The sequence below is a fragment of the Sphingobacteriaceae bacterium genome, from assembly GCA_016715905.1.
Lineage (GTDB): Bacteria > Bacteroidota > Bacteroidia > B-17B0 > Aurantibacillaceae > Aurantibacillus.
This window is the reverse complement of record JADJXI010000020.1, coordinates 46,978-71,352: the sequence shown is the minus strand read 5'-3', so window position 1 is coordinate 71,352 and position 24,375 is coordinate 46,978. Positions and strand designations below refer to the sequence as shown.

The following is a 24,375-nucleotide window of genomic DNA, read 5'->3' as shown; positions in this document are numbered from 1 at the left end:
ATGAAAAAAATAACATTAATTCTATTGTTTGTTGTGCTTACACAAGGTGTTTATTGGGCACAAATAAGAAATGTAAACTCAGAGCAATTCAGAACTGAATTGAAATCTAATAAGAATGCGGTTTTAATAGATCTAAGAACCAATGACGAATTAAAGTCAAAGGGGAAAATTAAAGGAGCAACCCAAATTGATTTTTTTGAAGCAGGAGCGGAAAAAAAGTTATTATCCCTTGACAAAAATAAAACCTATTTACTTTATTGTGCCGGCGGTGGAAGAAGTGGCGATGCAGCTGAACTCATGTTAAAAAATGGATTTAAATCTTTATACAATTTAGAAAATGGATTTGGCGAATGGCTCAAAAAAGGTTTTGAAGTTGAAAAATAAAACTGAAAATACACCTGAACTATTAAGTTTAGCCATTGAAGCGGCAATCATAGCCGGCGCGGAAATTCTAAAAGTTTACGAAACTAATTTTTCCGTTGAATTGAAATCGGATAATTCTCCCGTTACCATAGCCGATAAAAGAGCTAGTGATATTATTATTAATCATCTAAAAAATACTGCTATTCCGGTTTTAAGTGAAGAAGATGAGCAAATAGAATACCGTATAAGGAAAAATCTTAAACACATTTGGATAATTGATCCTTTAGACGGCACTCGCGAATTCGTAAAGCGCAATGGAGAATTTACGGTAAATATTGCCTTAATTGAAAATGGCAAACCGGTTATTGGCGTAATTTATTCTCCCGTATCCCGAAATCTATATTACTCGTCTGAAAAAGGCAGTTTTAAAGTAGAAGGACATGCGCTGCTTGAAATACTGAATAATCAAAATGACCTGAATTTAATTCAAAAAGCTTCCCATAAATTACCGCTTCATGAAGCACCTGCCGCATATACTCTTGTTGCCAGCCGATCTCATTTAAGTCAAAAAATTAATGAACGAATCAATCTCGCTAAGCAAAAATTTGAAAAAGTAGATATTATTAATACCGGCAGCAGTATAAAATTTTGTTTAATTGCCGAAGGTTTAGCCCATGAATATCCCCGGTTTGGAAATACCATGGAATGGGATACAGCTGCCGGCCAATGTATCATCGAACAAGCAGGCGGTAAAGTGATAGATTTAGAAACAATGAGTTCTCTCCAATATAACCGAGAAAACCTTTGCAACAATAGCTTTATTGCGTATTGTAAAAATTAATCTATTTTAGATTCTATTCGTTTAGGGTCAAAAATAATTTTAGACAAAATATAATCACCTTCTATAACCAGTTGTTTAAACTCTTTGGTTTTCTTAATGATTACTTGGTTAGTATTATACTTTGTAATTGCAAAGTCATACTCCGTAGGTTCTTTTCCTTTGAGTTGAATGGCTCCCAAAATTTTCAAATCTCTTTCATTCAATGTTTTTTCTGAAACCAACTTGAAATTCCAATACTTTCTTTCCTTAATTTTTAATCCGGAAAATCTTCTGTTTGGTAATATAACCATTGACGAAACAAAATATTTTGCCCTGTATACACTATCGGTCAAATAAACAATTATTTTTTCAGTGATGGAATATTTTTGAGGTGCAGTTTGTAATGTTTGGCCGCCACTTGTTTTTAATTCCTGCGTTGCACTTTCTACATGACACTGATAAAATACCAACGAGTCTGGCGAAGTTAATTCCGCTATCATGGTATGTTTAATAGATTCCGGGAAATTATAAGTTTGCGCTTTAACTTGCGTAGTTACAATGCCCCACAGGAATAAACATCCAAATAAATTATGCATAATACGTTTCAACATTTTAAGGCACTTCCTATATGAATTTTTAAAACACAATTATTAAACGCTTCAGGTAATTTAATTTTTTTAAGTATAGCTACAAACTCCTTTCCACGTTTATTCATTTTTGTCTCACCACAAATTTTTAGGTTAATTACTTTAATTCTTGTTTCTGAATTTTCTTTTATAATAAAAAGGTGGGCCATAATTGATGGACAATTGGAACAGTTTAATTTAATTTTATGGCGTTCTATATATGAGCTAAATTGGTTTTGCTTCCATTCGAATTCTATTTTTTTCCAGGCTGCATCTTGTTGAGGCGTCATATTTCCATAATGTAAAGTATCTTGCGCACTTAAAAGCGATTGAAAAATAAACAGAATATATACAATACCCCTCAACTATTTGGAAAAACCTATATCCACATTTTCAGGATATGAATTATGAAAAATTGCATAAATAGTATAACCTACCACTAAACCTATTGTGCCCGAAAAAATCGAATGAATTCTCCGGCGATGTCGCGCAACCCGCTCGTAACCTAAAATATATCCATCGCTTTCAATATAAGAAGGGTGACTTACGGTTGAATGACGAATTCTAATTTTGGTAATCCCACTAAATGCCATGTAACCGTATGGAAGCACAGGGCCCCAAAAGGTACCGGTCATTCCTCCAATTAAACCGGCGATTCCCGAACCAATATTTACACCTATAGGCTTAAATCCTTTTCTTGCATCGCGCTCTCCTTTCATATACATCCACATTTCGTCTCTGGTGAAATAATTTAATAAAAATGTGTCCTGCCTATAATAATAGCGTTTACCTCCATTAGCAAAATTCACCATATATAACTGAGGTAATTCATAGTGTATTTTCTTATTTGCTTTTGTGGGGTTCATAATGGTTACCGCACCCAAAAGTGTATCAATTACTTTTTCAGCAACAACATGTCCGTTCATGAGATAAATTGTGTCTTGCGCATTAGTTTGCGCTCCGGATTTTGCACACCAAAAGACTAAAAATAATAACAGAAAACGGCTCATGAACAAATATAAGGATTAGAATTATTTACTTAATCATTTAATAAGCCATTTATTCGATAATCTAAATTTAAAATGTATTTTTGTTAAACACATTTAATTTTTCCAGATTATTAGCGCATATCTAAAATATGTAATCTTTATCACTTTACTCCCGTCTTGGCTTTGTGCGCAGCAGTTTAATTTTATCAATTATAACGTAGAAGACGGATTACCACAATCTACTGTATTTGAAATATTTCAAGATAAAGAGGGGTATTTATGGATTGGAACCGATGGCGGCGGACTATGCCGTTATGATGGATACCGGTTCAGAACATTTGGCTCAGCCGATGGTTTTCAGGCTAACATTGTACGCAAAATTGCCCAGGAAAAAACAGGAAATCTTTGGATAGCCTCTAATAAAGGCCTATTCACCATGAAAAACGGAACCATTGCAGCCGTGAAAGAAATAAATGATAACACCAATACGTATTTCATGTCTGTTTTTATCGACAGTAAAGAGCGTATTTGGGCGGCCAGTTCGGGAAAAGGATTATTTCAAATACAACAATCACCGGAAGGAAAAATTAATGTTATACATTATACAGCAGAAGATGAATTAAGTAGTAATTATATTTTTGATATTACGGAAGACGCCGAAGGAAATTTATGGTTTGCAACTTTTGGAGAAGGATTACTTAAGTACGATGATCAAAACAAATTTTCTGATTTCAGATTTAGTTTGCCATCGGCAAATAACGTTATTTGTATCCAACCCATTAATAATGATGAACTGATTTTTGGCACAAGAACTTCAGGGGCATTCCGAATACATAAAAATAATCCGGAACAATTACAACAAATTTCGGGCACCGAAAACGAACAAGTATGGAGCATTTGTGCCGAAAAAGATAGATTTTGGTTAAGCACCAAAAATAAAGGTGTTATTTGTTCAGACCCTTCTTATTCCATGAGCATGAAAGAAGGATTGGGTGCCAATGAAATTTTTAAACTTCTTGCCGATCGTGAAAATAATATTTGGATTGGATGCAATAGCGCCGGTCTAATAAAATTTTCAGGGAAAAAGTTTGTTCATATTACGAATAATGAACTACCCGAATTAAATTTTCCGTCTTCATTCAGTAAAGACCAATTCGGAAAATATTTTGCAGGCTCTTCAACCGGACTCTATCACTTTAGTTTTACCAATAATAAAATCAATCACCTAAAAAAATACGGAATTGCAGAAGGATTAACTACTTTAAAAATTACTTCCTTGTGTCATGATCAAAATCAAAATTTATGGATAGGAACTGAAAAAGGATTATGCAAATTAAACCCGAATCAATCAATTGAGCAGATTGCATCAGAAAAAATAATTGATCCCTTTATTAATTCTGTTTTTTGCGATTCTAAAAATCAAGTTTGGATTGGAACACCGGCCGGATTAAGTATTTTAAATGCAGAAGGAGAAATTCGGGATATATCAGAATCGAATGGATTAATTAATAATGAAGTACAATGTTTTACGGAAGATAATATTGGAAATATTTGGATAGGTACATTTGGGGGCTTGATGCGGTTTGACGGGAAAGTGCTCGAATCATTCAGCAAAGAAGACGGTTTACTGGAAACAAGAATACAATGTTTAGACAAAAACACAAACGGAACTATTTATATCGGAACATTTGGAGGTGGAATATTTCAATATAATCCGACAAATAAAAAAATAAACCGAATTTGTGAAACCGGAAAACTTATTTCGGGAAATATTTATTCTTTAAAAATTTCAAATGATTCGTTGCTGATTGCCGGAACTAACCGGGGTTTGTGCAAAATAATTTTGGGCAAAAACAGCGAAGTACGGTATATTAAAAATATTGATCGTTTTGATGGGTATAAATTTGTGGAGAGTAATTTAAATGCAATTACATTAGGGCCTGATCACATTTTATTTGGAACTCCTAAAGGAATTACGGCTTACTATCCGGGATTGGATGAACAAAATCAAGTAAAACCAAATCTCATTATTGACGAAGTATATATTAATAAAGAAAAAGTTACACTTACCGAAAAATTTGAACTTGAACATAATAAAAATTCAATTATCATAAAATTTAGCGGGGTAAGTTTAACCAATCCAAATAACAATAAATACTTTGCAAAATTAAGTGATGTGGATAGCACCTGGCACAAATTAATTATCGACAAACAAAATCCGGACGAATTTATTTCCGTTGAATACAAAAAATTACAACCCGGCAATTATAAACTCTTATTGAGAGCTTCTAATAATGATGGTGTTTATTCGGAAGAAAAATTAATTGAATTTCATATTGACAAGCCCTTCTATAAAAAAGCGCCGTTTATTATTTCTTCAGTGCTATTTATTTTAATTTCATTCTTTGTACTATTAAGAGTTAGAGAGAAAAAATTACAACGTGAAAAAGAAATTTTGGAAGAAATTGTGGTGGAAAGAACGGCTGAAATTGTTGCCAGTAAAAAAGAAATTGAAGCTCAAAAAGATTTATTGGAAATTCAGAAAACTGAAATCACCGACTCTATCAATTACTCCAAGCGAATTCAGAATGCAATTCTTCCTGAATTACCCATATTTCAACAAGAGTTACCTAACGCATTTATTTTATATAAACCACGGGACATTGTTAGTGGTGATTTTTATCACTTCGGTAAACTGAAAAACGGAAGCTTTTATGTAGCTGCCGCAGACTGCACAGGGCACGGTGTACCCGGCGCATTCATGAGTATGATTGGAAGCAAAGAAATTTATGAATCGGCTAAAAACTGCAATGAACCCGGAGAAATATTGGCCTTGTTAAATCAAGGGATGAAATTTAGTTTAAAACAATCTAATCCCGAACTCGGAATAAAAGACGGTATGGATGTTGCCTTGGTGTCAATCCAAAAGACTGCTGAAGGCGCCATTGTAAAATATGCCGGCGCTAACCGACCGTTTTTATTAGTAAAAAATGGAGGCGATGAAATAGTTGAAACCAAGGCAACTAAAACTGCAATTGGCGGTTATACTCCTGATGAACAAATATTCGAACAACATGAGTTTAATTTGAAAACCGGAGATACTTTTTATTTGAGTTCAGACGGTTACGCCGATCAATTCGGCGGAGCGAACGGTAAAAAAATGATGACAAAAAAATTTAAAGAGATTTTGGTTGGAATCCATCATCTTCCTATGAAAGAACAACAAACCTATCTAATGGAATATTTTAATAACTGGAAAGGCAAGAATTACGAGCAGGTGGATGATGTATTAATTATTGGCGTTAAGGTTTAATTATTTTTTGATAAAAATAAAATTCCCCCCTTCATCACCCGTATTCTTAATAGGATTAAAACTTGGTGTTTGATCTGAATTATTTACAACCGGTATTTTTATTTTTCCAAATAATTGAGTTGCATCAAAATATTTACCGTTATTTCCCTTTAATGCTTGTAGCATATAATAAGCAAAAACAGAATGTCCGTCTTTTCCCCCATCCATTACCGGTTCAATTCCACCGGAAGAAATCGCCTGACGAGACTTATTTTCATAGGTTTTAATATAATACTTATCTGAATTTTCAAATGGAACAGAAGCCACAGTCCCTCTGAAAATATCGCCGCTGAAACAAGCATCGGAAACTAACAAAGTATGTTTGGAAGGAATACCAGATAGAAATGTTTGAATTTCGGAATTTGAAATAAATTGAGAGGTAGAAGCAGATTTAGCATCACTCGGCACCCAATATCCTTTATTCAATTCTTTTTTAAATTCACCGTGTCCGGAATAATAAATTAAAACGTTATCGTTACTTTTTACATTGGCCACCAACCATTCCATTTCTTTAATAATATTCTCACGGGTTGCCTGTCCATCGTACAAGTTACGTATCACATCAAAACGATATTGCGTTTTACATAAATTTTCTAAAGCTTTGGCATCATTTACTGCATTTTTTAATGGAGTCCATGTGCCGGTGTATTTGTCAATTCCAACAAAGAGCGCATAATATTTTCCGGTTTTTAATTCTTTAGCCACGTTTGCTACATTGGTACCTTTAAACGGATCACTTCCTCTGTATGTAACTTTATTTGTTTTTTCATTGTTGCTTGCAACATCATTAACTACATGCAATACATTAAATGTTTTTTTACCTACCTCATCGTTCATATCTACCATCTCAATGGTAATGCGATTCATCCCTTCTTTTAATTTAACGTGAGTAGAAAAATTTCCTAAATCATCGGATGTTTGCAAATCACCGTTAATGGTTACTTTTTTAATATTAGCAGTAGCTTTTGAATAACCCGAAACTTTTAATGACTCTTCGGTAACCGTTATTTCTTCTCCTTCTACTGTAGGTGATAATAAAATAATCTGCGGCTCGTATGAAGAGGAGGAGGAGGATGAGCTTGTTGACGAAGATTCTTTATTAACTTCGCCCCAGGGTTTATTGTCATTCATCACAACACTTCCCCTGAAATCCTGATTTCTTTCAAACTCTGATTTTCCTACAAATTCGTTAACCAATTCAATTGATTTTCCTTCTCCACGTATATAATACACCTGTCCTTTTTTAATATCTAAAGTTATATTATCAGTATATCGATCCATACCACCATATTCCGAAAACACACCACACATAATATCCACCTTACCTTCTTTATAGTATTTATATTCTAAACGACCGCCATTATGGATCTGACCAATTTCAAGCTTATTTAAATAGGCTTTAAAACTTACACCGGCAGAAATGATTTTCTTTTGACGATACAGATAAATGGTGGCATATTCTTGTGCCAATGCATTAACCGATAAAAAAATGCTTAAGGCAATGAACGAAATCTTAACCCGTTTCATTTTAATATATTTAGTAAAATTTCCAACTATTTTCATGATATTCAAATTTAACCCTTCCCAATGAGGTGTTAAACAAATTTAAGAAAATTTAGTGGATTTTAGTTGGACTTCAATTTGTTGTCCTTTAGATATTTGCGATAAACGCGAACAATTCTGTGGTTTATTTTATTCACTTTTTGAACGCGGGCATTAGAAGGTCCTTGGTCAATTAGTTTATTTGCATCTTCCTGTAAATAGAGAATTTTAGATAATCGGAAATTATTCCTGTGATTAGGCGACGAAATCCAATGTAATCCAACAACTACCGGTCCGGCGGGTGGTAGCAAAAAACAGCCTAAAACTTTAATTGCACCCGTAGTTCTCACTTTCGAAATACGTTTAAAGGAGTGATTTCCAACTTTTACTCTTTTAAATCCGCTTCCTACACTTTGAGTTTTAATATTGTAATCGTAATCTACAACTTGTTCTCCAAAACTTCCAAGGCCGAGAAAATCAGTGTTCTCTGTCGATTCATCACCTGCACTTGATGCAGATTTAGCATAAGCTACTGGTCCGCCATATAAAGCTTTATATAGATAACGTTCATCCACCAATTGAGGATAAAACACATAATGAATAATTCCATTGTGCTGAAACGCTTTCGGTTCATCCACTATTTTGTTGAACTGTACCAATAAAACTTCCAACTTTTTCAATTTCAACAAATCTTCATCTAAGCGAGTAATTTTATTGGAGTGAACAGAAAGAGTTTTTAATTGTGACAGGTTTTCTATACCGGAAGGTATGCTTGTTAAATCATTATTGTTTAAATAAATTCTTTCAATAGAATTGGAATTGATTGAACCCGATGAAATTTTATTGCTGCTTAAATTTAAACTAATTAATGACGGAAGTGAATTTACATCGGATGGTATTTCAGTTAATGCGTTTCCGCTCAAATTGAGGACTTGTAAATTTTTTAAGCCGCTAAGTTTGCCGTTAACGTTAGAAATATTATTTCCGGAAAGATCTAACTCAACTAAATTTTTGAAAGAATTAATTTCTTTGGGAACCTCGGTTAAATTTAAGCGATTTAATTTTAAAGTGGTTACCTGATCGGCGTGTGCAAGGGCATCTGATAATTCATAATACGCAGCTCTTTCTGTAAATTCAAATTTGTTTGCAAGAATCTTGCTTAATTCTTTTTCACTTACAACAGGAGTAGGCTCAGCAGGTGGCGTGGTGTTATTTTTACCACCTTTTTTGCTTTGAGCAATACTTGTTGTTGCAAGAAAAAATACAAATAATATAAAACTAGCTTTCTTCAAAAAAATCAGGATAAAAAATTAAAATTAATTACTGAATTAACCGCCAAAAACGTTGCAGCCTTTTTTAGTTTTGCTTCCACCAAAAAATCCACCTGACTTTTTAGCGAAGTTTCCTTTGTGATCTAATTTAATAATAGACTGTCCTAATTCTAATTTCTCATAATTATAGTAGTTAAAAGAATGACGTCCGGTTTTAGCAATAAACTGTATGGTATTATTTTGAACCAATAAATCTTCAGAATCTTCACGACCCGCATCAGTAACTAAAGAACTTACTTTTCCGTTATTAAAAAGAACATAAACCTTTTGTTCTTTCTCATAATATGAACTACCTACTGCTAAATTTTCTTCTTTTGAATAGAAAGGATCAGCAATACCCCACTTCTCTAAAACACCGCATCCGGTATTTTTTCTGTTTTTAAGTTTATAATTATACAATAATACCGTGCTGCCATCTCCGGCCATGTGATAAATTTCATATGGAGGAATACCCAAAGTACCTGACACATCAGAGGCAGTCATACCCGGAGCAACTTTCACCAACTTTTCAACTGTAGTATAAGGAGGTGCAATTCTTTTAGCGCATGAGGCTAATAATAAAACGGTAACTGAAAATAAAGCGATTTTTTTAATCATAACAAGTTAATTTTGCGCCAAAGCTATAGGTTTATTTACTGATATCAAAATATATTTTCTGAATATTTTCTTCGCTGGCTATAATATATTGTAAATAGGCTTCTCTGTTTTTCTTTGTTGATATTTTTAAACCCGCTCTTTTGCCGCCATTGTAAAATCTAAAAAACTGACCCAATCCGGTAAACGCAGATGTGATATAATGCTGCGTGTAAATACTATAACCCGCATAGCCCAAGCATATTGCATTCAGAAAAAAACTTCCGAAGGCTTTTCCTTTTTCGCCGGCGTAATATAATCCTGATCCCGGCAAAAAGCTTGACCTTCTTAAAACTTTCCTGACATTAATCAGTTTAGGTTTATTAACGGAAAAAACGCGTTGTGCTAAACCAACCGTATCCATACCCGAAGTAAAAGATTCATTAACTAATTGTAAATAAACTTCGTTTTGATTAAGTAGTCGATTGTGATTTAATATTTTTAGTAATCTGAATTCTTTCTTAAAATTATTAAATAATTTTTCTTCGTTGAGCGCATTGAAAAACGACAAACTGCCTTCATGATTTTCATTTAAAAATTCGGCTTTACCGGCAATAAATAATTTCACATCTCTATTATTCGGATTTTCTACTATTCGATCGTTTAAAGCAAATGCACTTTGATAATTGCCTTCATTAATATATGCATCTGCTATCAATAACTGCAAACTATCCTTCTCCGAGTTATTCAGACTTTGATTAGCTAAATATTGAAGTTCCAGTCTGCGCATCTTCACATCCTGTGCTTTAATATTTGCGACAAAGCAAATAAGCAGAATTTTAATAATATTTAATGAGTTTATAAATTTCAAATTCAATATTGTTGTTGTTTCTGATTTTAATTTCTTCGTTTTTTCTTTTTGCTGCTTTTGCGCTTCCATATATATTGGAGGCATAAAACACCGTACCAACAGTTCCGAAAAAGTAAAGATGTGGGCTGTCTAATTTCTTATAATAATATCCTTCGGCTGCTTGTGCAAAATTTGCAACAACCGGTAAAAAACTATAAAAAGCTTCGCGAGGTTTACCGGCATAAATTTTTCCGGTGCCCGGAATGATTGCCGAAAGCAAACCGGCTAAAAATCTTTTTTTGGTTTTAAGTTGCGCCAATTTTTGTTTTTGAATATATAAGGCGAATTCGGATACCGAACAAATGGGATCGCTGCATTTACTATTATTAAATAACAAGTCGAAGTCATCCCACTTTTTTTGAAATAACATGGCGGCCATTAATTGAATTTTCCATTGTTCTTTGTGCTGCAAATGTTTTATGCAACTAGGTTCATTTATTGAATCATATAATCCGAGCATCAGATAAGCATGATTTTTTAACATCACTTTTGTGCACCCTAAACCTGAACTATCGATAATATTAAAATTTTGTAAATCAACTAAAGCTTCCTTTTCTTTTCGCAACAACAATTGAGACTGAATCTGTAAGAGAAATAAACTTTCATTTTGGATTTGGTTGTTTAATTTTCTCGCCAAATAAATAACATCATCCAATTGTTTCTGTTCCATTAATTCTGACAGAAAATTTTTCTTTTGTTGCAATGATATAGTATCAAAAATTTGTGCCTTACCAATCATTACAAAAAACAGAATAAATGATGTGACCAAATAAACAGTTTGGATCTTATATAATTTTAATTGTGTTTTTTTAGATGGCATTAATTCCCGATTACATGTCGGTTACAATTTTATGGGTTATCTTCTGCTAATCCGTTCTCATCAAATTTGAAATCGGGGATTTCTTTGGCGCAAGGAAAAGAGCAACGAGACAAACGGTCGGCTGTTTGTAATACTCCAATGATAAGACCATGTTTATGAATGGATTCGCGCGAAAATCGGGAACAGGAAAGTGCATAAACGCAATCGGCTGCAATTAGAGGTGAAATTTTGGATTGATAAAAATTCAGCATGGCATTGGCCAAACCTTTTTTATGCTTGGTGATTTTTTCCGATTGAATCAGATGCAATTCTTTTTTAAATTTTTGGGTTTGGGTATCAACCATTAATATTTGTGAATTGCATTTAACAACAAAAGCCAGAAATAAAGTGGCGAAAAGAAGGTATTTAGTTGTCGCCGTCAAATCTTAATAATTAATAACCTGTTCTTCGATTTCGACAGGCAAAGTTCTTTCTTCATATTGTTGATCGCGCAATTGCGGCTCAAACCCGGCTTCGCGAATTGCGTTTTGAATGGTTTTATAGGTGAAACGATGAGGAGCGCCCGCTGCGCTAACCACATTTTCCTCAATCATAATACTTCCAAAATCATTAGCTCCTGCGTGCAGGCAAGCTTGTGCTGTTTCTTTACCAACAGTTAACCAACTCGCTTGTATATTAATCACGTTAGGCAACATAATGCGACTAAGTGCCAACATTCGAATGTATTCATCAGCCGTCACATTATTTTGAATCCCTTTTATTCGCTTTAATAAAGTTCCGTCATCCTGAAAAGGCCAGGGAATAAATGCCAGAAATCCCTTAGACTCTTTGGGCTTAAGGGCTTGCGCTTCTCTAATCCAAACTAAATGTTCAAACCTTTCATAAATTGTTTCTACATGACCAAACATCATAGTAGCACTAGTGGTTATATCCAAAACATGTGCAGCCTTCATCACTTCCAGCCATTCTCTTCCTGTGCATTTCCCTTTGCTAATTAATCTTCTTACGCGGTCATTTAATATTTCCGCGCCGGCGCCGGGCAAGCTATCCAAGCCGGCATTTTTAAGTGCCATTAAAACTTCAGTATGTGTACTTTTTTCTAATTTAGTAATGTGAGCTATCTCAGGTGGTCCTAACGCATGTAATTTAATATTGGGAAATAAAGATTTGATTTGTTTAAAAAGATTTACGTAAAAATCAAGTCCTAAATCCGGGTGGTGCCCTCCCTGCAAGAGTAACTGATCGCCTCCAAAACGTATTGTTTCTTCTATTTTAATTTTATACGTATCAATGTTTGTTATATAAGCCTCCGCGTGACCGGGAATTCGGTAAAAATTACAAAACTTACAATTTGCAATACAAACATTTGTTGTATTTAAATTTCTATCTATTTGCCAGGTAACCTTATTGGAATTATTTTTTTGAATTTTGCGCAATTCATTCGCAACAAACATCAGTTCACTTGTTGAAGCATGTTCATAAAGGAACACCCCTTCTTCTGCGCTTAAAAAATCAAACGTCAAGGCTCTTTCCAACAAATCATTTATTATCATCCTCCAAATTTACTATTTGTATGGCTTACTTTGATAATTATCGCCATACAAAAATTGCTTAGCCGTTTTACTATTTATTTTTTGGAGTTTTCGCCTGAATTAAGGCAAAGGAGTCGTTTATCCATTTTTTGAGAAGCGGGAAATTAATCCCTCCGGAGCAAATTACCGTGTTCCAGTGTTTTTTGTTCATATGGTAACCCGGTACTACATTATTGAATTTTTCACGTAATTCCAACGCATACGCCGGATTACATTTCAAATTGATTCGCGGAGGATTTTCGTCTAAAGAAAGAATAGCAAAAATTTTGCCTTTATGCTTAAAAACCAGTGTTTCAGCATCAAAAGGAAAAGATTCTTCAGATTCAGGTAAGCTTAGGCAATATAAGCGGATTTCTTCGTGATTCATTTGGTCTTTAATTTACCAAATATCCGAAAAAAGATACCAGTTATAAATTGATTGATTAAATATCCGGGGGTTTTTAAAATATTTGCCGCATGAATACGTTATAAAACCTAATAAAATAGTAACACAAAGGGGTTTTTTCTTCAAAAGTATTTTATTATGTTTGGCATTCGTAAATTAAAATTAACAAATAAACAAATAACACAATTATGAGTAACAAGAAAACATCGGGAGGATTCCCATTGGTGGTATCGGCACTGGCAATTGCAATATGCATTTGTATTGGCGTTTTTATTTTTAAAATGATTTTGGGTGCGCCTTCTAACTTTGAAGGTGGAGATCCGGACAAAGGACATCCGCATAACATTTTAGGAACAATGTATAAAGGTGGATTTATTGTGCCTATTTTAATTGGCTTTTTGTTAACTGTATTAACATTTGCCATTGAGCGTTTTATTACCATACAAAGAGCATCCGGCTCAGGTAAAACCGATAAGTTTATTGGTTCAATTAAAGAGTTAGTTAAAAATCATGATTTGGATGGTGCAATGGCTGCTTGCGATAAGCAAAAAGGATCTTTAGCTAATGTGATTCATGAAGGTATAGCCAAATACAAATTTGTTGAGAATGATTCAAATATGGATAAAGAATCTAAGGTAAATGCTATTTCTAAAGCTTTAGAAGAAGCTACTGCATTAGAATTACCGATGTTAACTAAAAACATGGTGGTTATTTCAACGATGGCCTCTATCGGAACTCTTGCCGGTCTAATCGGAACGGTTGTGGGTATGATTCGTGCGTTTGCGGCCTTAGCAAATGCAGGTGCACCTGATACTTCTGCATTAGCAACGGGTATTTCTGAGGCCCTTGTAAATACATTGGTTGGTATCTTAACTTCGGCCTGTGCTATTATTTTCTATAACTTGTTCAGTAACAGAGTAGATCAGATTACCCATGCTATGGATGAAGCCGGATTTTCAATCATTCAGGAGTTTCAAACCAGCGGAAAATAATTTTTTGAAATTATTTTATGGAATTTAAATAAACCAATCATCTAAATTAAAAACAGTAAACTATGTCAAAGAAAGGAAGTTCAGGAGGAGCACCAAGTTTGGATATGACGCCAATGGTGGACCTTGCCTTCTTGCTTGTTACGTTTTTTATGCTCACTGCGAGTTTTCGCATGGCAGAACCGGTAGTGGTTGACCCTCCTTCATCAATTGGAACGGTAACACTACCCGATAATCACATCATGGTATCTATTGATCCGGAAGGACGTGCCTTTTTTGGAATCAGTAATGCAGCAGCAAAAATGAATGCATTGCAGAAAATGGCTGATAAATATAAAATCTCCTTTACTCCTGAACAAATTAAAAAATTCAGTGGTTTACCAAGTTTTGGAGTAGATATCAAAGATTTACCAAGATATATAGATGCCAGCGAAGATGAGCGTATGAAATTTCAACCCCAAAAAGGTGTTCCTAATGACACATTAAATAATCCACAATTAAAGGATTGGATAAGTGCAGGAGGAGCCGAGGCGGTTAAAATTTATAATGAAGCGAAAAACAAAGCGGAAGAAAGTAATCAGGAATTTAAAGCTGAAAAACCACGATACGCAATTAAATGTGATAGTAAAACAAAATACATTTTAGTTAAGGATGTGGTAAAAGCTTTTACCGATTTAAAAATTTATCAATTCAATTTAATTACCAGTTTGGAAGCAAATCCAAATGAGTAAAATAAATAATTAAAAAATTAAACAATGGCAGAAATAGCAGAAGACGGCGGCGGCGGCGGTAAAAAAGGCGGTAAACGAAGGGCCAAGAAACAATCCACGCGGATTGATATGACGCCTATGGTGGATCTTGCGTTTTTATTACTTACCTTTTTCGTACTCACCTCCACCTTTAGTAAGCCTAAATCAATGGAGCTTACTTTTCCGGTGCCACCAAACCCAAATGATCCGCCTCCACCGGCAATTAAAAATGGTATTACCGTACTTTTAACTAAAGACGATAAGATTTTTTATTATGAGGGTGAATTCAGAGCGGTAGATAACGAAACGGGTGCAAAAACCACATTAAGCGAATTGGATTTTTCTCAAGGCAGTTTGCATAAATACCTGGCTGATAAAAATAAATGGGCCACGGATGAAATTGCTAAACTGGATGAAAAATTCAAAGCTAAACAAATGGCCGACACCACTTATAAACGAATGGTTCGTGAAATAAAAGCCAACAAACAGGCGCCAACCATACTGATAAAAACAGATGATAAAGCAACCTATAAAAATGTAATTGATGTGATTGATGAAATAAACATTAATCTCATTGGTAAATATGTTGTAGTTGACATCTTAAAATCGGAAATGGATTTAATGACTGAAAAAACAGGAGGTTAATTATGAATACTTGGAATGATGCAACCTTTGATAACCGTAACGACATTGTATTCGAAGGTCGGAATATTGCTTACGGCGCATATCAACTAAGAAGAAATTATAACAAAACCGTTACTTATGTAATTGGTGGAGTTTTAGCCTTTTCAATTATTTTAATGGGGGCTAAAAAAATAATTGATAACAGACCGGAAGAAGAGGAGATTGTACAAGACATGAGTAATATCGTTATTGATCTTACTCCTCCACCTCCGGTTGAAGAAACACCACCACCACCACCGCCACCACCACCACCACCAATGGTTGAAATGGTAAAATTCGTTCCTCCGGTGATTAAGGATGATGCTGTTGAAGAAGAACCTCAAAAACTACAGGAAGAAGTAAAGGATGTAAATGTTGGTGTTAAAGATCAGGAAGGTGATAAAGACATTGTTGCTCCACCAACCGAAGAAAAAGGACCAACAGAAGCCGCAGCTCCAGAAATTTTTACTATTGTGGAAGAATCTGCCGAGTTTCCGGGTGGCGTTACCGCCATGATGAAATATATTCAGGGAAATATTCAGTACCCTGCTATGGCACGTGAAGCCGGAATTAGCGGAAAATGCTTTTTAAAATTTGTGGTGAGTGAAAATGGCGATATCAGTAATGTGGAAATTTTAAAGGGAGTTCCAGGCTGCCGTGATTGTGATAAGGAAGCTATACGTGTTGTTAAATCAATGCCAAAATGGAAGCCTGCAAAAATGACCGGAAGAGCAGTAAAGTGTTATTTTAATTTACCAATCAGTTTCAAAATTCAATAATTAATTTTGTAATATTTTAAAAGCCATAATCGAAAATTGATTATGGCTTTTTTTGTCTGTTAATCATGAAAAATTTAAGTCAGTATATTTCTCTATGGTTTGGTGCAATTATGGTTTTGTTAGTTATATCAGGTGCTATTGCCATTGTATTTACCGACTTCCTTTCTGAACGACTGTACGGAAATAAAAGAACTATTTTTGTTTTTATTTTATTAGCATACGCCGTGTACAGAAGTTTCAGAATTTACCTTATCTTGAGTAAAAAAAGTAAATCTACATCGGCTTGAAATTCTTTTTGAAACATACGATCAATTTAAATATCTTCTTCAATTCAATACTTCTAATATTGATTTTGGTTTCCTGTGTTGACCCCTATTTCAAAAATGATTACGATGATAACACACCTACTTCCGGAAAATTAAAAATCCAATACGACGAAGGATTAGCGCTTCATGTGCTCAATCAGGTTTATACTTTTGAGTCGCAATATCACAACGCACATGTTGAAGTAAAAGAAACAACCGAAAACGAAGCGATTGAAGCCATGTACAAAGATAGTTGCAGAGCCATTATCATATCAAGACCCTTGAGTGAAAAGGAGATGAAACAATTTGCCTCCAAACAATTAGTACCCAAGTTTTCCATTGTGGCCTATTCAGGCATTACTTTTATCGCGAATGCGTCTTTACCTCTTTCGTCCATAAGTTATACAGCCTTACAAAAATTACTAGGTCAATCTGATTTATTAACGGATAGTTTGGGTAATCAAATCACTGTTCAAATTATCCTGGATAAAAAAAACTCGTCAGTAATACATTATCTAAGCGATTCCGTTCTTCAAGGGAAAAAATTTGCAGCGCATTGTGCAGTACTAAATTCAAGTAAGGAAGCCATAGAATATGTGATTGAGCATAAAAACGCCATTGCATGTATTGATTATGCCTGGTTGAGTGATGTAGATGACCCCTTATATAAAAATAATAAAGATTTATTAAAGTTTTTGGCCGTTCAAAAAGATACTTCTAAAGCAATTTACCCGAGTCAAAGTTCCTTCAAACTTAAAACATATCCACTAATGCGTGGAGTTTATGTTTATCGCCGAACCGGTGAATTTACTTTGGCAAAAGGTTTGGAAAGTTTTATTGCCGGACCAAAAGGACAAATGACATTTTTAAAACAAGGATTATTACCAAGCGTACAACAAGAAAGAAATATTCATGTAAATTTTGAACCTGTTCAATCTCCATAATATTATCTTAAAATATCATAAAATACAGTGACTTTTTCACCCTTGGCATGAGGCTTGCAAAATAATAAATAGTTAAATTTAGAGCTTAAACACGATTATGAGAAAATACATATATACAGTGGGAATTGCATTAACCGGCATAAGTATGCAATCTCAAACTTTACAGGAAGCCATGGTGAAAACAGATAATGAACGTTTTGAGGCAGCTGATAAAGATTTACGTTCCTTGATTAGTAAGGACCCATCAAAAGGTGAATATTACTTCAATTTGGGAGAGAATTTTTTCGCTAATGGAATACAGGATAGAGACGCATCTTTAATAGATAGTGCTAACTTCTATTACGCTAAGGGTTCAGAAATAAATGCAACCAACGCGTTAAATTATGTTGGATTAGGAAAAGTATTATTATACAATGGTAAAACAAATGATGCCAAAGCACAGTTTTTTAAAGCAGCCAGCGTAGCTCAAAATAAAAATGCAGAAGTTATGCGCAGAACAGCTGAGGCCTGGATTTTAACAGACAATAAAAATCCGGATGAAGCTATAGCTCAACTAAACAACGCCATAAAATTGGATTCTAAAACCGCAGAAAATTATATTTTAATGGGTGACGCACAATTAGAAAAAAACCCAACAGACGGCAGCGGGCCTATAAAAAGCTACCAACAAGCCACTACTTTAAATCCTAAAAGCGCAAAAGGTATTTTACGTGAAGGTAAATTATATCAGCGCGGTCGTAACTACCAGTTAGCACTTGAAAAATACAAGGCAGCCTTAACATTAGATCCAACTTTTGCACCGGCCTATCGTGAAATTGCCGAATTATATTATTTAGCCGGACAAAACAGTAAATCCATTGAGCACTGGAAAAAATATCTTGAATTAAACAATAGTGATTATGCACGTTATCGTTTTATGAGCGCTTTGTTTAAAAACAAACAATATAGTGATGCAATAACTGAATATGAAAATTTAAAAAAATCAAATTTCAAAAATGTTTATTTGGATAGAATAGCCGGAATGAGTTATTATGAAATTGGCGACGCAAAAGATAAAGATGCTTATTCTAAAGGATTAGATGCTTTAAATGATTTCTTTAACAGTGCAGGCCCTAAATTTAAGTACCTGGGAAGTGATTTTAAATATAAGGGTATGTTATTGATGAAAACAGGAAAAGATAGTTTAGGTATGATTGAGCTGGAAAAAGCTATTCAATTGGATACTTCTATGGCAGGAGAAATTTATAGTGAAATTGCTTATTCAAATTACAAAAATAAAAATTATGAGGGGGCGGTTAATTATTACGAAAAGAAAATTGGCAGAGGAGCTTCCTCTATGAATAATAACGATTGGTATAATTTAGGAAAATCATATTATTTTCCGGCTGTGACGAAATTAAATGAGGCAGCAAACACAAAAGATGCTAAAGTAAAAGCAGCAAAAGAAGCTGAAGCTATTCCGGCCTTGATTAAAGCAGATTCGGCTTTCGCTAATTTGGTTAGAAAAAATCCATCTTGGATACCGGCTTATGTATGGAGAGGTCGTGCCAATTCATTAATTGATTCAAAAGTTGAACGAGAGGATACCAAATTAATTTATGAAAAGGTACTTAGTTTAATTAAACCCGAAGAACTAAATGCGAATAAAAAAGATGCCGTTGAAGCTTATGAGTATTTAGGTGCCTATTATTTAAATAAAAAAGATAAAGCCAAAGCCGATGAAATGTGGACGAAAGTAAAAGAGTTAGATCCGGAAAATCAAAAAGCGAAGTATTATTTTACTCCACCTAAACAACCGGTAAAAAAATAAATTCATTTTTTCAAAAGCCTCAATATAAATTGGGGCTTTTTAGTTGATGTTTTTTAACAGTAAAATAAGCTCCCGCTGAAGAGAAAGTGTTTTATCCGTAGCATACCAGGCATGTATGGCTTTTGCGATATCGTTTTTTTCCTTTCCTTCTTTTTTTAGTTGAATCATAATATTCTGGCAGGTTTCTGGCCTTGGACCCCAAACAAAAAGTTCTGTTCCGGAAACGGAATCAAAACAAATCAGTTTAGGAATGGACTTAGAACCATTGGTTAAATATTGATTCATAATTTCGGAATTTTCATCCCGCAATATCAATTTCAAATTAATTTTATCACTTATTTTTTCTGCTAAAGCAAATACGGGCACATTTTGTGCTGCATCGCCACACCACCCTTCCGTAATAACATACCATTGAAGAGGTGTATTTAATTGTACTAAAGCATCTTTGAAGGCCGAATCCAATTCAATTTTTTGATCAATGCGATTCATTCGTTGAATATTTAATTTAGCATATTCGATCATGGCCTCACTTTGATCGAGGCCTGTAGTTTTATTTTGTTCCATTAACGAACTCAGCAAGTTTCGATATTCTACATAAGAATAGGCCTTGGAAATTTTAGAAGTAAAGGAAGATAATGTCACTGATTAATTGGATGAGGAAATATAATTTTCCGGGTAATTGATGCCTGCAATTTTATCAACTGCATTTATTTTATCATTCATCTCGAGCATGGCCGCTAAAATAAGCTGAGAATAATTTTGAGATGCGCTTTTAAATCTTCGTGTTTGCGCGTGCCATAAATTATAAACCACATTCATATCTCCGTTATTGGGTTTAAATGTTTGCAAGGCCTGATCTACATTACCTGAACCGGCATGATAACAATGCATCACCAACAACCTAAACCACAATTCATTTTCTTGGTAATTGCTTATCCCTAATGAATCCAGCATTCTTCGCGCATGTGGAATACAAACTCGTTTTATTAAACTACTTGCAGCAAACGCACTTCTTTTAAAATCTGCGCGCTCATCTATCTGCTTATTCACTTTTAATCCAAACAGGCGGGCCACTTCTTTCATTAATTGAAATGGACCATACGCTCCCGCATTTGATTTTTGCAGTTTATTCGGACTTTCAATAAGTAATATGGCCTGTGCATACCAAGGATCCACTTCATTTTCAATAAAACAATTAATTCCTTTATGGAAATTCTGATAGGTTCTATCAAAATTATAAAAAAAGCTTTTGCCGGTTGTTTGCAAAATACGCTCGGTAGAATCCAATTGTAAGTTCATTCTTATATTATCTCGATAAATTCTCTTTTCTTCGTCACTTTTTTTATCCCAATCTTTATTGTTTATTATTTCAATTACAAACCGATTTGAAGCCACGCATAAAATGGAACTATCTGCCGATAAATTCATGATTTTCCTCCAAAAACGAACCTGCTGAAGGGTGTCAACTCTGTACTTATACAAATCAGCATCCAATATATAATCTTCATTATTGTTGGTTTTAGGGTTTACAATACCAACTACACTAGTACACAATCCCGCATCGTTACAAATGAGCAGAGAGTCGGGCTTATCCTTAGATTTAACCGGCACGTCCTTACCTTTGGTCAACAAAGTAGTTCCCGACCAAAAAGCAAAAGCTAAAAATATGAAAGCCAATAATCGCATAATCGATAACCTTAAATCTAGTCAATTTTAACGAAAAAATCAAATCAGAATTGTAGAAAATGAAAAAAATACCGAATGTGCGCTGTTAGTATTTCGCTTAACTATGATTTTTTGGCGCTAAATGAGCCAAGCGCTTTTCCAATACCTGAAAAGGAAACAACATTCAACGGGAATTCAAGAAAAACATGTAAAAAGCTTAAGAAAAATAAAACATTCATGCCTAGAGAATAGTTGTAGGCATATAATCCAACCGAAGAAATCCAAATGATTAAAGTGATAGTTAAGCTCTTCCGTGAAACTTCGTGCCATTTAATTACCGAAGTTTTAGAAAACCAATTTAAATAGTGATACGTATAAGCAAAAGCAATAAATCGCATGATGACAAAACCTGCGTTGGAGGTAAACACCTGTGAAACTTCGGTAAAAGAATCTAATCCAAACAAATTAACTAAGCTGAAATTTAATAATGTAAAGTTTGAATAACTCTTTTGAATATATTCACTCACATTATAAAATAAATTTTGCGGTTGGATAGTAATCAATAAAATGGCGCAAATAATCAAAGTAAAGATAGAAACTAAACCGGGCCATGATTTTTCTTTCAATACTCCAAATAACATAAATGCCCAGGTAAAAATAAACACATGAATAATAGTTGGCAAAAATATTGCAGCCCAGGTGAAATAATGGGTGGTATCATTCACAAAACCTACCACCAGCAAGGCCAGTAAAATAACAGCGCCTCTGTACAGCCAGTCTTTCATAAACACAAAAACTATACTGCATAAAGCGCTAAATAAAATAATATCAGCCATAAGACCGGAATTTTTTGGGGGGAAAAAATTCCAAAATACCAGTATAGAACATGCAATACTCAGTAAAACAAAATCGTATTTACCTTTGGTAAAATAATTTTTCTTGTGCAACCAGCCTATTTCAGTTAAATAATGTAATGGACCCAAAACAGCGTACGAAAATAAAAATAATTCAAACGGAATAAAAAAAGCCACCATACACGACAATAAAATTAAGCCGGTGTTTAAATGATGTATGGTTGATGATTTCATTTTTTACTTTTTAATTGAGCAGAATTTGTAGAATACTCCTTAATAAAATCTGCCCAGGGCTTTGTTTTATATTTGTCACTTGCAAAATATTCAAGTATGGGTTTTATTTGCTGAGGTGACTGATAAAAATTAAGTACTTCCAGGGTATTTAATTGTTCGTCTAAAATACACAATGCGGGCAAAGAAAAACGGTTATTCGTTAACTTTAACGATAAAGTATGTAAAGGATAGCCATTAATCGGATTTTTGTAGAATTTTTCTTTCTTAAAAACGATAGTGTCATTTATTTCAGCATTCAAATTAACCAGGTTAAAGTATTTATTAATATAGGGGCCGATTAATGAATCACTAAAAGTTGTTTTTTGCATGACTTTACAGGTATTGCAAAATCCTGTTCCAATAAATACCAATGTCTTTTTTGGCTTTTTAGTATTTAATTTCTCCAAATCGTTCACGGCCTTCCAATTTACCGGCACTTTAAAATAAGTAGTATCGTAAAATGTACGCGAAAAGTTTTTATTAAATTCATCAAAAATGCTGCTTCTCCATGCATTTTCCACCATAAAAATTAAGATGGGTTCTATTTTTTTATCTTCCAAAAATCCTTGTGTAAGTAAGGTAAATTCAAAATTATTTGTAACAAAAACCGTTGAAGGATAACTCAAACTATTTCCCAAAAATTTCAGTGCCAATTCATGCGGCACTTTGGGTTCATTAGAAAGCGGTTTGTATATTTTACCATTATATTCAATAGTGTCTTTTCCTTCTGCATTAAATTTTACGGGGTAAAAATTAGCGTTGATGTAATTTGCCAGATTAGGATTGGAATAAGTAGTTTTCATCATATGCTTACACCAACCGCACCAATCGGTGTAAATATCAATTAAAAAAGGTTTTTGTGTTAATTTATTGTTGGCTTGCGCTTCCTTAAAATTCATCCATTTAACAAGGCCATCAGCCTCATTTTGAGCCTTAAAGTCAGTAAATAAGCCTGTTGAAATAAGACATAATAAAATAACCCGCTTCATATTATATGGCCCTATCTTTAATTTCAATTGTTTATTTTTGTATAAAATTAAAACTTTATAAGCATGATTAAAAAATTACTTTTTTCGACCATGGTCTTTTGCGGATTAATGGTATCAGCACAAAGCTTCAGTGGCATGTATCATTTCAGTAGTGTAATGTCGGGAACAGCAAATACCGGAACCTTGGATCCTACTCCAACACCTACAGCAAATGGTTTAACTTTTGGCGCATTTTCAGCAGTAGGCACTCCTTCTACAGTTTCTGCTAGCGGAGTATTTGCCTTTAATACCTGGGACTTAGGCGCTACAAATGGGGATAACATTACATTTACCGGATCTATTAATCCCGGTAAATATTTTGAAGTTACATTAACTCCGGCAGCCAATTCCACAATCAGTTTCTCTGATATTAAATTTAATATGTCGAGGTCAAGTACAGGGCCAAGACATTGGGCGGTGAGAGGAAGTTTAGATACGTATTCCACTAATTTAACAGCAACCATTGCCCCAACTAATTCCAATATTTCGGTTCAAGCCGGAGATAATTTTTTCTGGAATTTAGATTCTTATACAGTAACTGGCGGCGCTCAAGAAGTGGGTTCAACCATTTTATTGGGAAGTACATCTTATTCCAACGTTACTAATGCGGTTAGCTTCCGTTTTTATCCTTGGAATGCAGAAGGAAATGCCGGAACTTTCAGACTTGATACTGTAATTTTTAACGGTAGTGCAAATATGCAGGTTGGATTAAATAAATTAACTACAAAATTAAATTCAGGTTTTACAGTTTATCCTAACCCGAGTAATGAAGGTGTAATTCACATTGATGCAAAAGCGAATTATTCAAAAATAGAAGTGATTAATATATTAGGCTCAGTTGTTGCTAAACAGGAATTAACAGAAGCCGAAAAGTTAACACTAAACTTAAATAATTTACCGGCGGGAACTTATTTCATCCGAGCTTATACCCATGAATCGGCAATACTAACTGAAAAAATTATTCTGAATAAATAATTTATTTAAAACAAAATTAAAAAAAATCCCTGAGCGTT

General features: G+C 34.1%; 26 protein-coding genes and 1 pseudogene. 12 read left to right on the top strand and 15 right to left on the bottom strand.

What is annotated here, in order from left to right; all coding sequences use genetic code 11:
* Positions 1-384 (top strand): rhodanese-like domain-containing protein, encoded by a 384-nt coding sequence (locus IPM51_15790; GenBank protein ID MBK9285758.1) that lies wholly within the window; start codon positions 1-3, stop codon positions 382-384.
* On the top strand, positions 338-1,204 hold the full coding sequence (cysQ, locus tag IPM51_15785; protein ID MBK9285757.1) for a 3'(2'),5'-bisphosphate nucleotidase CysQ: 867 nt from the start codon (positions 338-340) through the stop codon (positions 1,202-1,204). The genes IPM51_15790 and cysQ overlap by 47 nt, the downstream gene beginning before the upstream one ends.
* Here cysQ and IPM51_15780 read toward each other — a convergent pair.
* From IPM51_15780 to IPM51_15770, 3 genes are read right to left on the bottom strand one after another with little or no spacing between them, the layout of a single operon-like run.
* Positions 1,201-1,794, bottom strand: a complete 594-nt coding sequence (locus IPM51_15780) for a hypothetical protein (GenBank protein MBK9285756.1) — start codon at positions 1,792-1,794, stop codon at positions 1,201-1,203. The genes cysQ and IPM51_15780 overlap by 4 nt on opposite strands.
* Positions 1,788-2,174 carry a hypothetical protein gene (locus IPM51_15775; protein ID MBK9285755.1) on the bottom strand — a complete coding sequence of 129 codons (387 nt, stop codon included), beginning with the start codon at positions 2,172-2,174 and terminating at the stop codon, positions 1,788-1,790. The genes IPM51_15780 and IPM51_15775 overlap by 7 nt, the downstream gene beginning before the upstream one ends.
* On the bottom strand, positions 2,175-2,819 hold the full coding sequence (locus tag IPM51_15770; GenBank protein ID MBK9285754.1) for a hypothetical protein: 645 nt from the start codon (positions 2,817-2,819) through the stop codon (positions 2,175-2,177).
* A 106-nt stretch (positions 2,820-2,925) separates the two neighbouring features.
* Between IPM51_15770 and IPM51_15765 the strand changes: the two are divergent.
* Together IPM51_15765 and IPM51_15760 are read left to right on the top strand one after the other, a co-directional pair.
* Positions 2,926-3,096, top strand: a pseudogene (locus tag IPM51_15765) (hypothetical protein).
* A 138-nt stretch (positions 3,097-3,234) separates the two neighbouring features.
* Positions 3,235-6,111, top strand: a complete 2,877-nt coding sequence (locus IPM51_15760) for a SpoIIE family protein phosphatase (GenBank protein MBK9285753.1) — start codon at positions 3,235-3,237, stop codon at positions 6,109-6,111.
* On the opposite strand, the gene IPM51_15755 is transcribed toward IPM51_15760, so the two are convergent.
* From IPM51_15755 to IPM51_15720, 8 genes are all read right to left on the bottom strand, one after another.
* On the bottom strand, positions 6,112-7,677 hold the full coding sequence (locus IPM51_15755) for a caspase family protein (GenBank protein MBK9285752.1): 1,566 nt from the start codon (positions 7,675-7,677) through the stop codon (positions 6,112-6,114). It lies immediately after the preceding gene.
* A 98-nt stretch (positions 7,678-7,775) separates the two neighbouring features.
* Positions 7,776-8,984, bottom strand: coding sequence for a leucine-rich repeat domain-containing protein (locus IPM51_15750; protein ID MBK9285751.1), 1,209 nt, complete (start codon positions 8,982-8,984; stop codon positions 7,776-7,778).
* 36 nt (positions 8,985-9,020) lie between these two features.
* Positions 9,021-9,620 (bottom strand): hypothetical protein, encoded by a 600-nt coding sequence (locus tag IPM51_15745; protein MBK9285750.1) that lies wholly within the window; start codon positions 9,618-9,620, stop codon positions 9,021-9,023.
* 31 nt (positions 9,621-9,651) lie between these two features.
* The gene (locus IPM51_15740) at positions 9,652-10,467 is read right to left on the bottom strand and encodes a hypothetical protein (protein ID MBK9285749.1); all 816 of its coding nucleotides are present in this window, start codon (positions 10,465-10,467) and stop codon (positions 9,652-9,654) included.
* Complete coding sequence (locus IPM51_15735) at positions 10,436-11,326, bottom strand: hypothetical protein (GenBank protein ID MBK9285748.1); 891 nt, start codon at positions 11,324-11,326, stop codon at positions 10,436-10,438. Before IPM51_15735 ends, IPM51_15740 begins: the two co-directional genes overlap by 32 nt.
* A gap of 29 nt (positions 11,327-11,355) precedes the next feature.
* Positions 11,356-11,748: a membrane protein insertion efficiency factor YidD gene (gene yidD, locus IPM51_15730; GenBank protein ID MBK9285747.1), complete on the bottom strand. Its 393-nt coding sequence runs from the start codon at positions 11,746-11,748 to the stop codon at positions 11,356-11,358.
* Positions 11,749-11,751: 3 nt separating this feature from the next.
* The gene (locus IPM51_15725) at positions 11,752-12,879 is read right to left on the bottom strand and encodes a CofH family radical SAM protein (protein ID MBK9285746.1); all 1,128 of its coding nucleotides are present in this window, start codon (positions 12,877-12,879) and stop codon (positions 11,752-11,754) included.
* 70 nt (positions 12,880-12,949) lie between these two features.
* Complete coding sequence (locus tag IPM51_15720) at positions 12,950-13,285, bottom strand: MmcQ/YjbR family DNA-binding protein (GenBank protein MBK9285745.1); 336 nt, start codon at positions 13,283-13,285, stop codon at positions 12,950-12,952.
* Between the two features lie 206 nt (positions 13,286-13,491).
* Between IPM51_15720 and IPM51_15715 the strand changes: the two genes are divergently transcribed.
* The 7 genes from IPM51_15715 to IPM51_15685 all read left to right on the top strand — a co-directional run bounded on the left by IPM51_15715 (position 13,492) and on the right by IPM51_15685 (position 19,542).
* Entirely contained in the window at positions 13,492-14,295 is an 804-nt protein-coding gene (locus IPM51_15715; protein ID MBK9285744.1) for a MotA/TolQ/ExbB proton channel family protein, read from the top strand.
* A 62-nt stretch (positions 14,296-14,357) separates the two neighbouring features.
* Positions 14,358-15,023: a biopolymer transporter ExbD gene (locus IPM51_15710; protein ID MBK9285743.1), complete on the top strand. Its 666-nt coding sequence runs from the start codon at positions 14,358-14,360 to the stop codon at positions 15,021-15,023.
* Between the two features lie 24 nt (positions 15,024-15,047).
* On the top strand, positions 15,048-15,686 hold the full coding sequence (locus IPM51_15705; protein ID MBK9285742.1) for a biopolymer transporter ExbD: 639 nt from the start codon (positions 15,048-15,050) through the stop codon (positions 15,684-15,686).
* Positions 15,687-15,688: 2 nt separating this feature from the next.
* A complete protein-coding gene (locus IPM51_15700) occupies positions 15,689-16,483 on the top strand; it encodes an energy transducer TonB (GenBank protein MBK9285741.1) in 795 nt (264 codons plus the stop codon).
* Positions 16,484-16,548: 65 nt separating this feature from the next.
* On the top strand, positions 16,549-16,770 hold the full coding sequence (locus IPM51_15695) for a hypothetical protein (protein ID MBK9285740.1): 222 nt from the start codon (positions 16,549-16,551) through the stop codon (positions 16,768-16,770).
* 59 nt (positions 16,771-16,829) lie between these two features.
* The gene (locus IPM51_15690) at positions 16,830-17,732 is read left to right on the top strand and encodes a substrate-binding domain-containing protein (GenBank protein MBK9285739.1); all 903 of its coding nucleotides are present in this window, start codon (positions 16,830-16,832) and stop codon (positions 17,730-17,732) included.
* 97 nt (positions 17,733-17,829) lie between these two features.
* Positions 17,830-19,542 (top strand): tetratricopeptide repeat protein, encoded by a 1,713-nt coding sequence (locus IPM51_15685; GenBank protein MBK9285738.1) that lies wholly within the window; start codon positions 17,830-17,832, stop codon positions 19,540-19,542.
* Positions 19,543-19,581: 39 nt separating this feature from the next.
* Here IPM51_15685 and IPM51_15680 read toward each other — a convergent pair whose 3' ends face one another.
* The 4 genes from IPM51_15680 to IPM51_15665 all read right to left on the bottom strand — a co-directional run bounded on the left by IPM51_15680 (position 19,582) and on the right by IPM51_15665 (position 23,350).
* Positions 19,582-20,184 carry a thioredoxin family protein gene (locus IPM51_15680; protein ID MBK9285737.1) on the bottom strand — a complete coding sequence of 201 codons (603 nt, stop codon included), beginning with the start codon at positions 20,182-20,184 and terminating at the stop codon, positions 19,582-19,584.
* A 3-nt stretch (positions 20,185-20,187) separates the two neighbouring features.
* Positions 20,188-21,228, bottom strand: a complete 1,041-nt coding sequence (locus tag IPM51_15675) for a transglycosylase SLT domain-containing protein (protein ID MBK9285736.1) — start codon at positions 21,226-21,228, stop codon at positions 20,188-20,190.
* 101 nt (positions 21,229-21,329) lie between these two features.
* The gene (locus tag IPM51_15670) at positions 21,330-22,295 is read right to left on the bottom strand and encodes a hypothetical protein (GenBank protein MBK9285735.1); all 966 of its coding nucleotides are present in this window, start codon (positions 22,293-22,295) and stop codon (positions 21,330-21,332) included.
* On the bottom strand, positions 22,292-23,350 hold the full coding sequence (locus tag IPM51_15665) for a DUF255 domain-containing protein (GenBank protein ID MBK9285734.1): 1,059 nt from the start codon (positions 23,348-23,350) through the stop codon (positions 22,292-22,294). Before IPM51_15665 ends, IPM51_15670 begins: the two co-directional genes overlap by 4 nt.
* 36 nt (positions 23,351-23,386) lie before the next feature.
* Here IPM51_15665 and IPM51_15660 point away from each other — a divergent pair, with 36 nt between their 5' ends.
* Positions 23,387-24,337 (top strand): T9SS type A sorting domain-containing protein, encoded by a 951-nt coding sequence (locus IPM51_15660; protein MBK9285733.1) that lies wholly within the window; start codon positions 23,387-23,389, stop codon positions 24,335-24,337.
* The last annotated feature ends 38 nt before the right edge of the window (positions 24,338-24,375 follow it).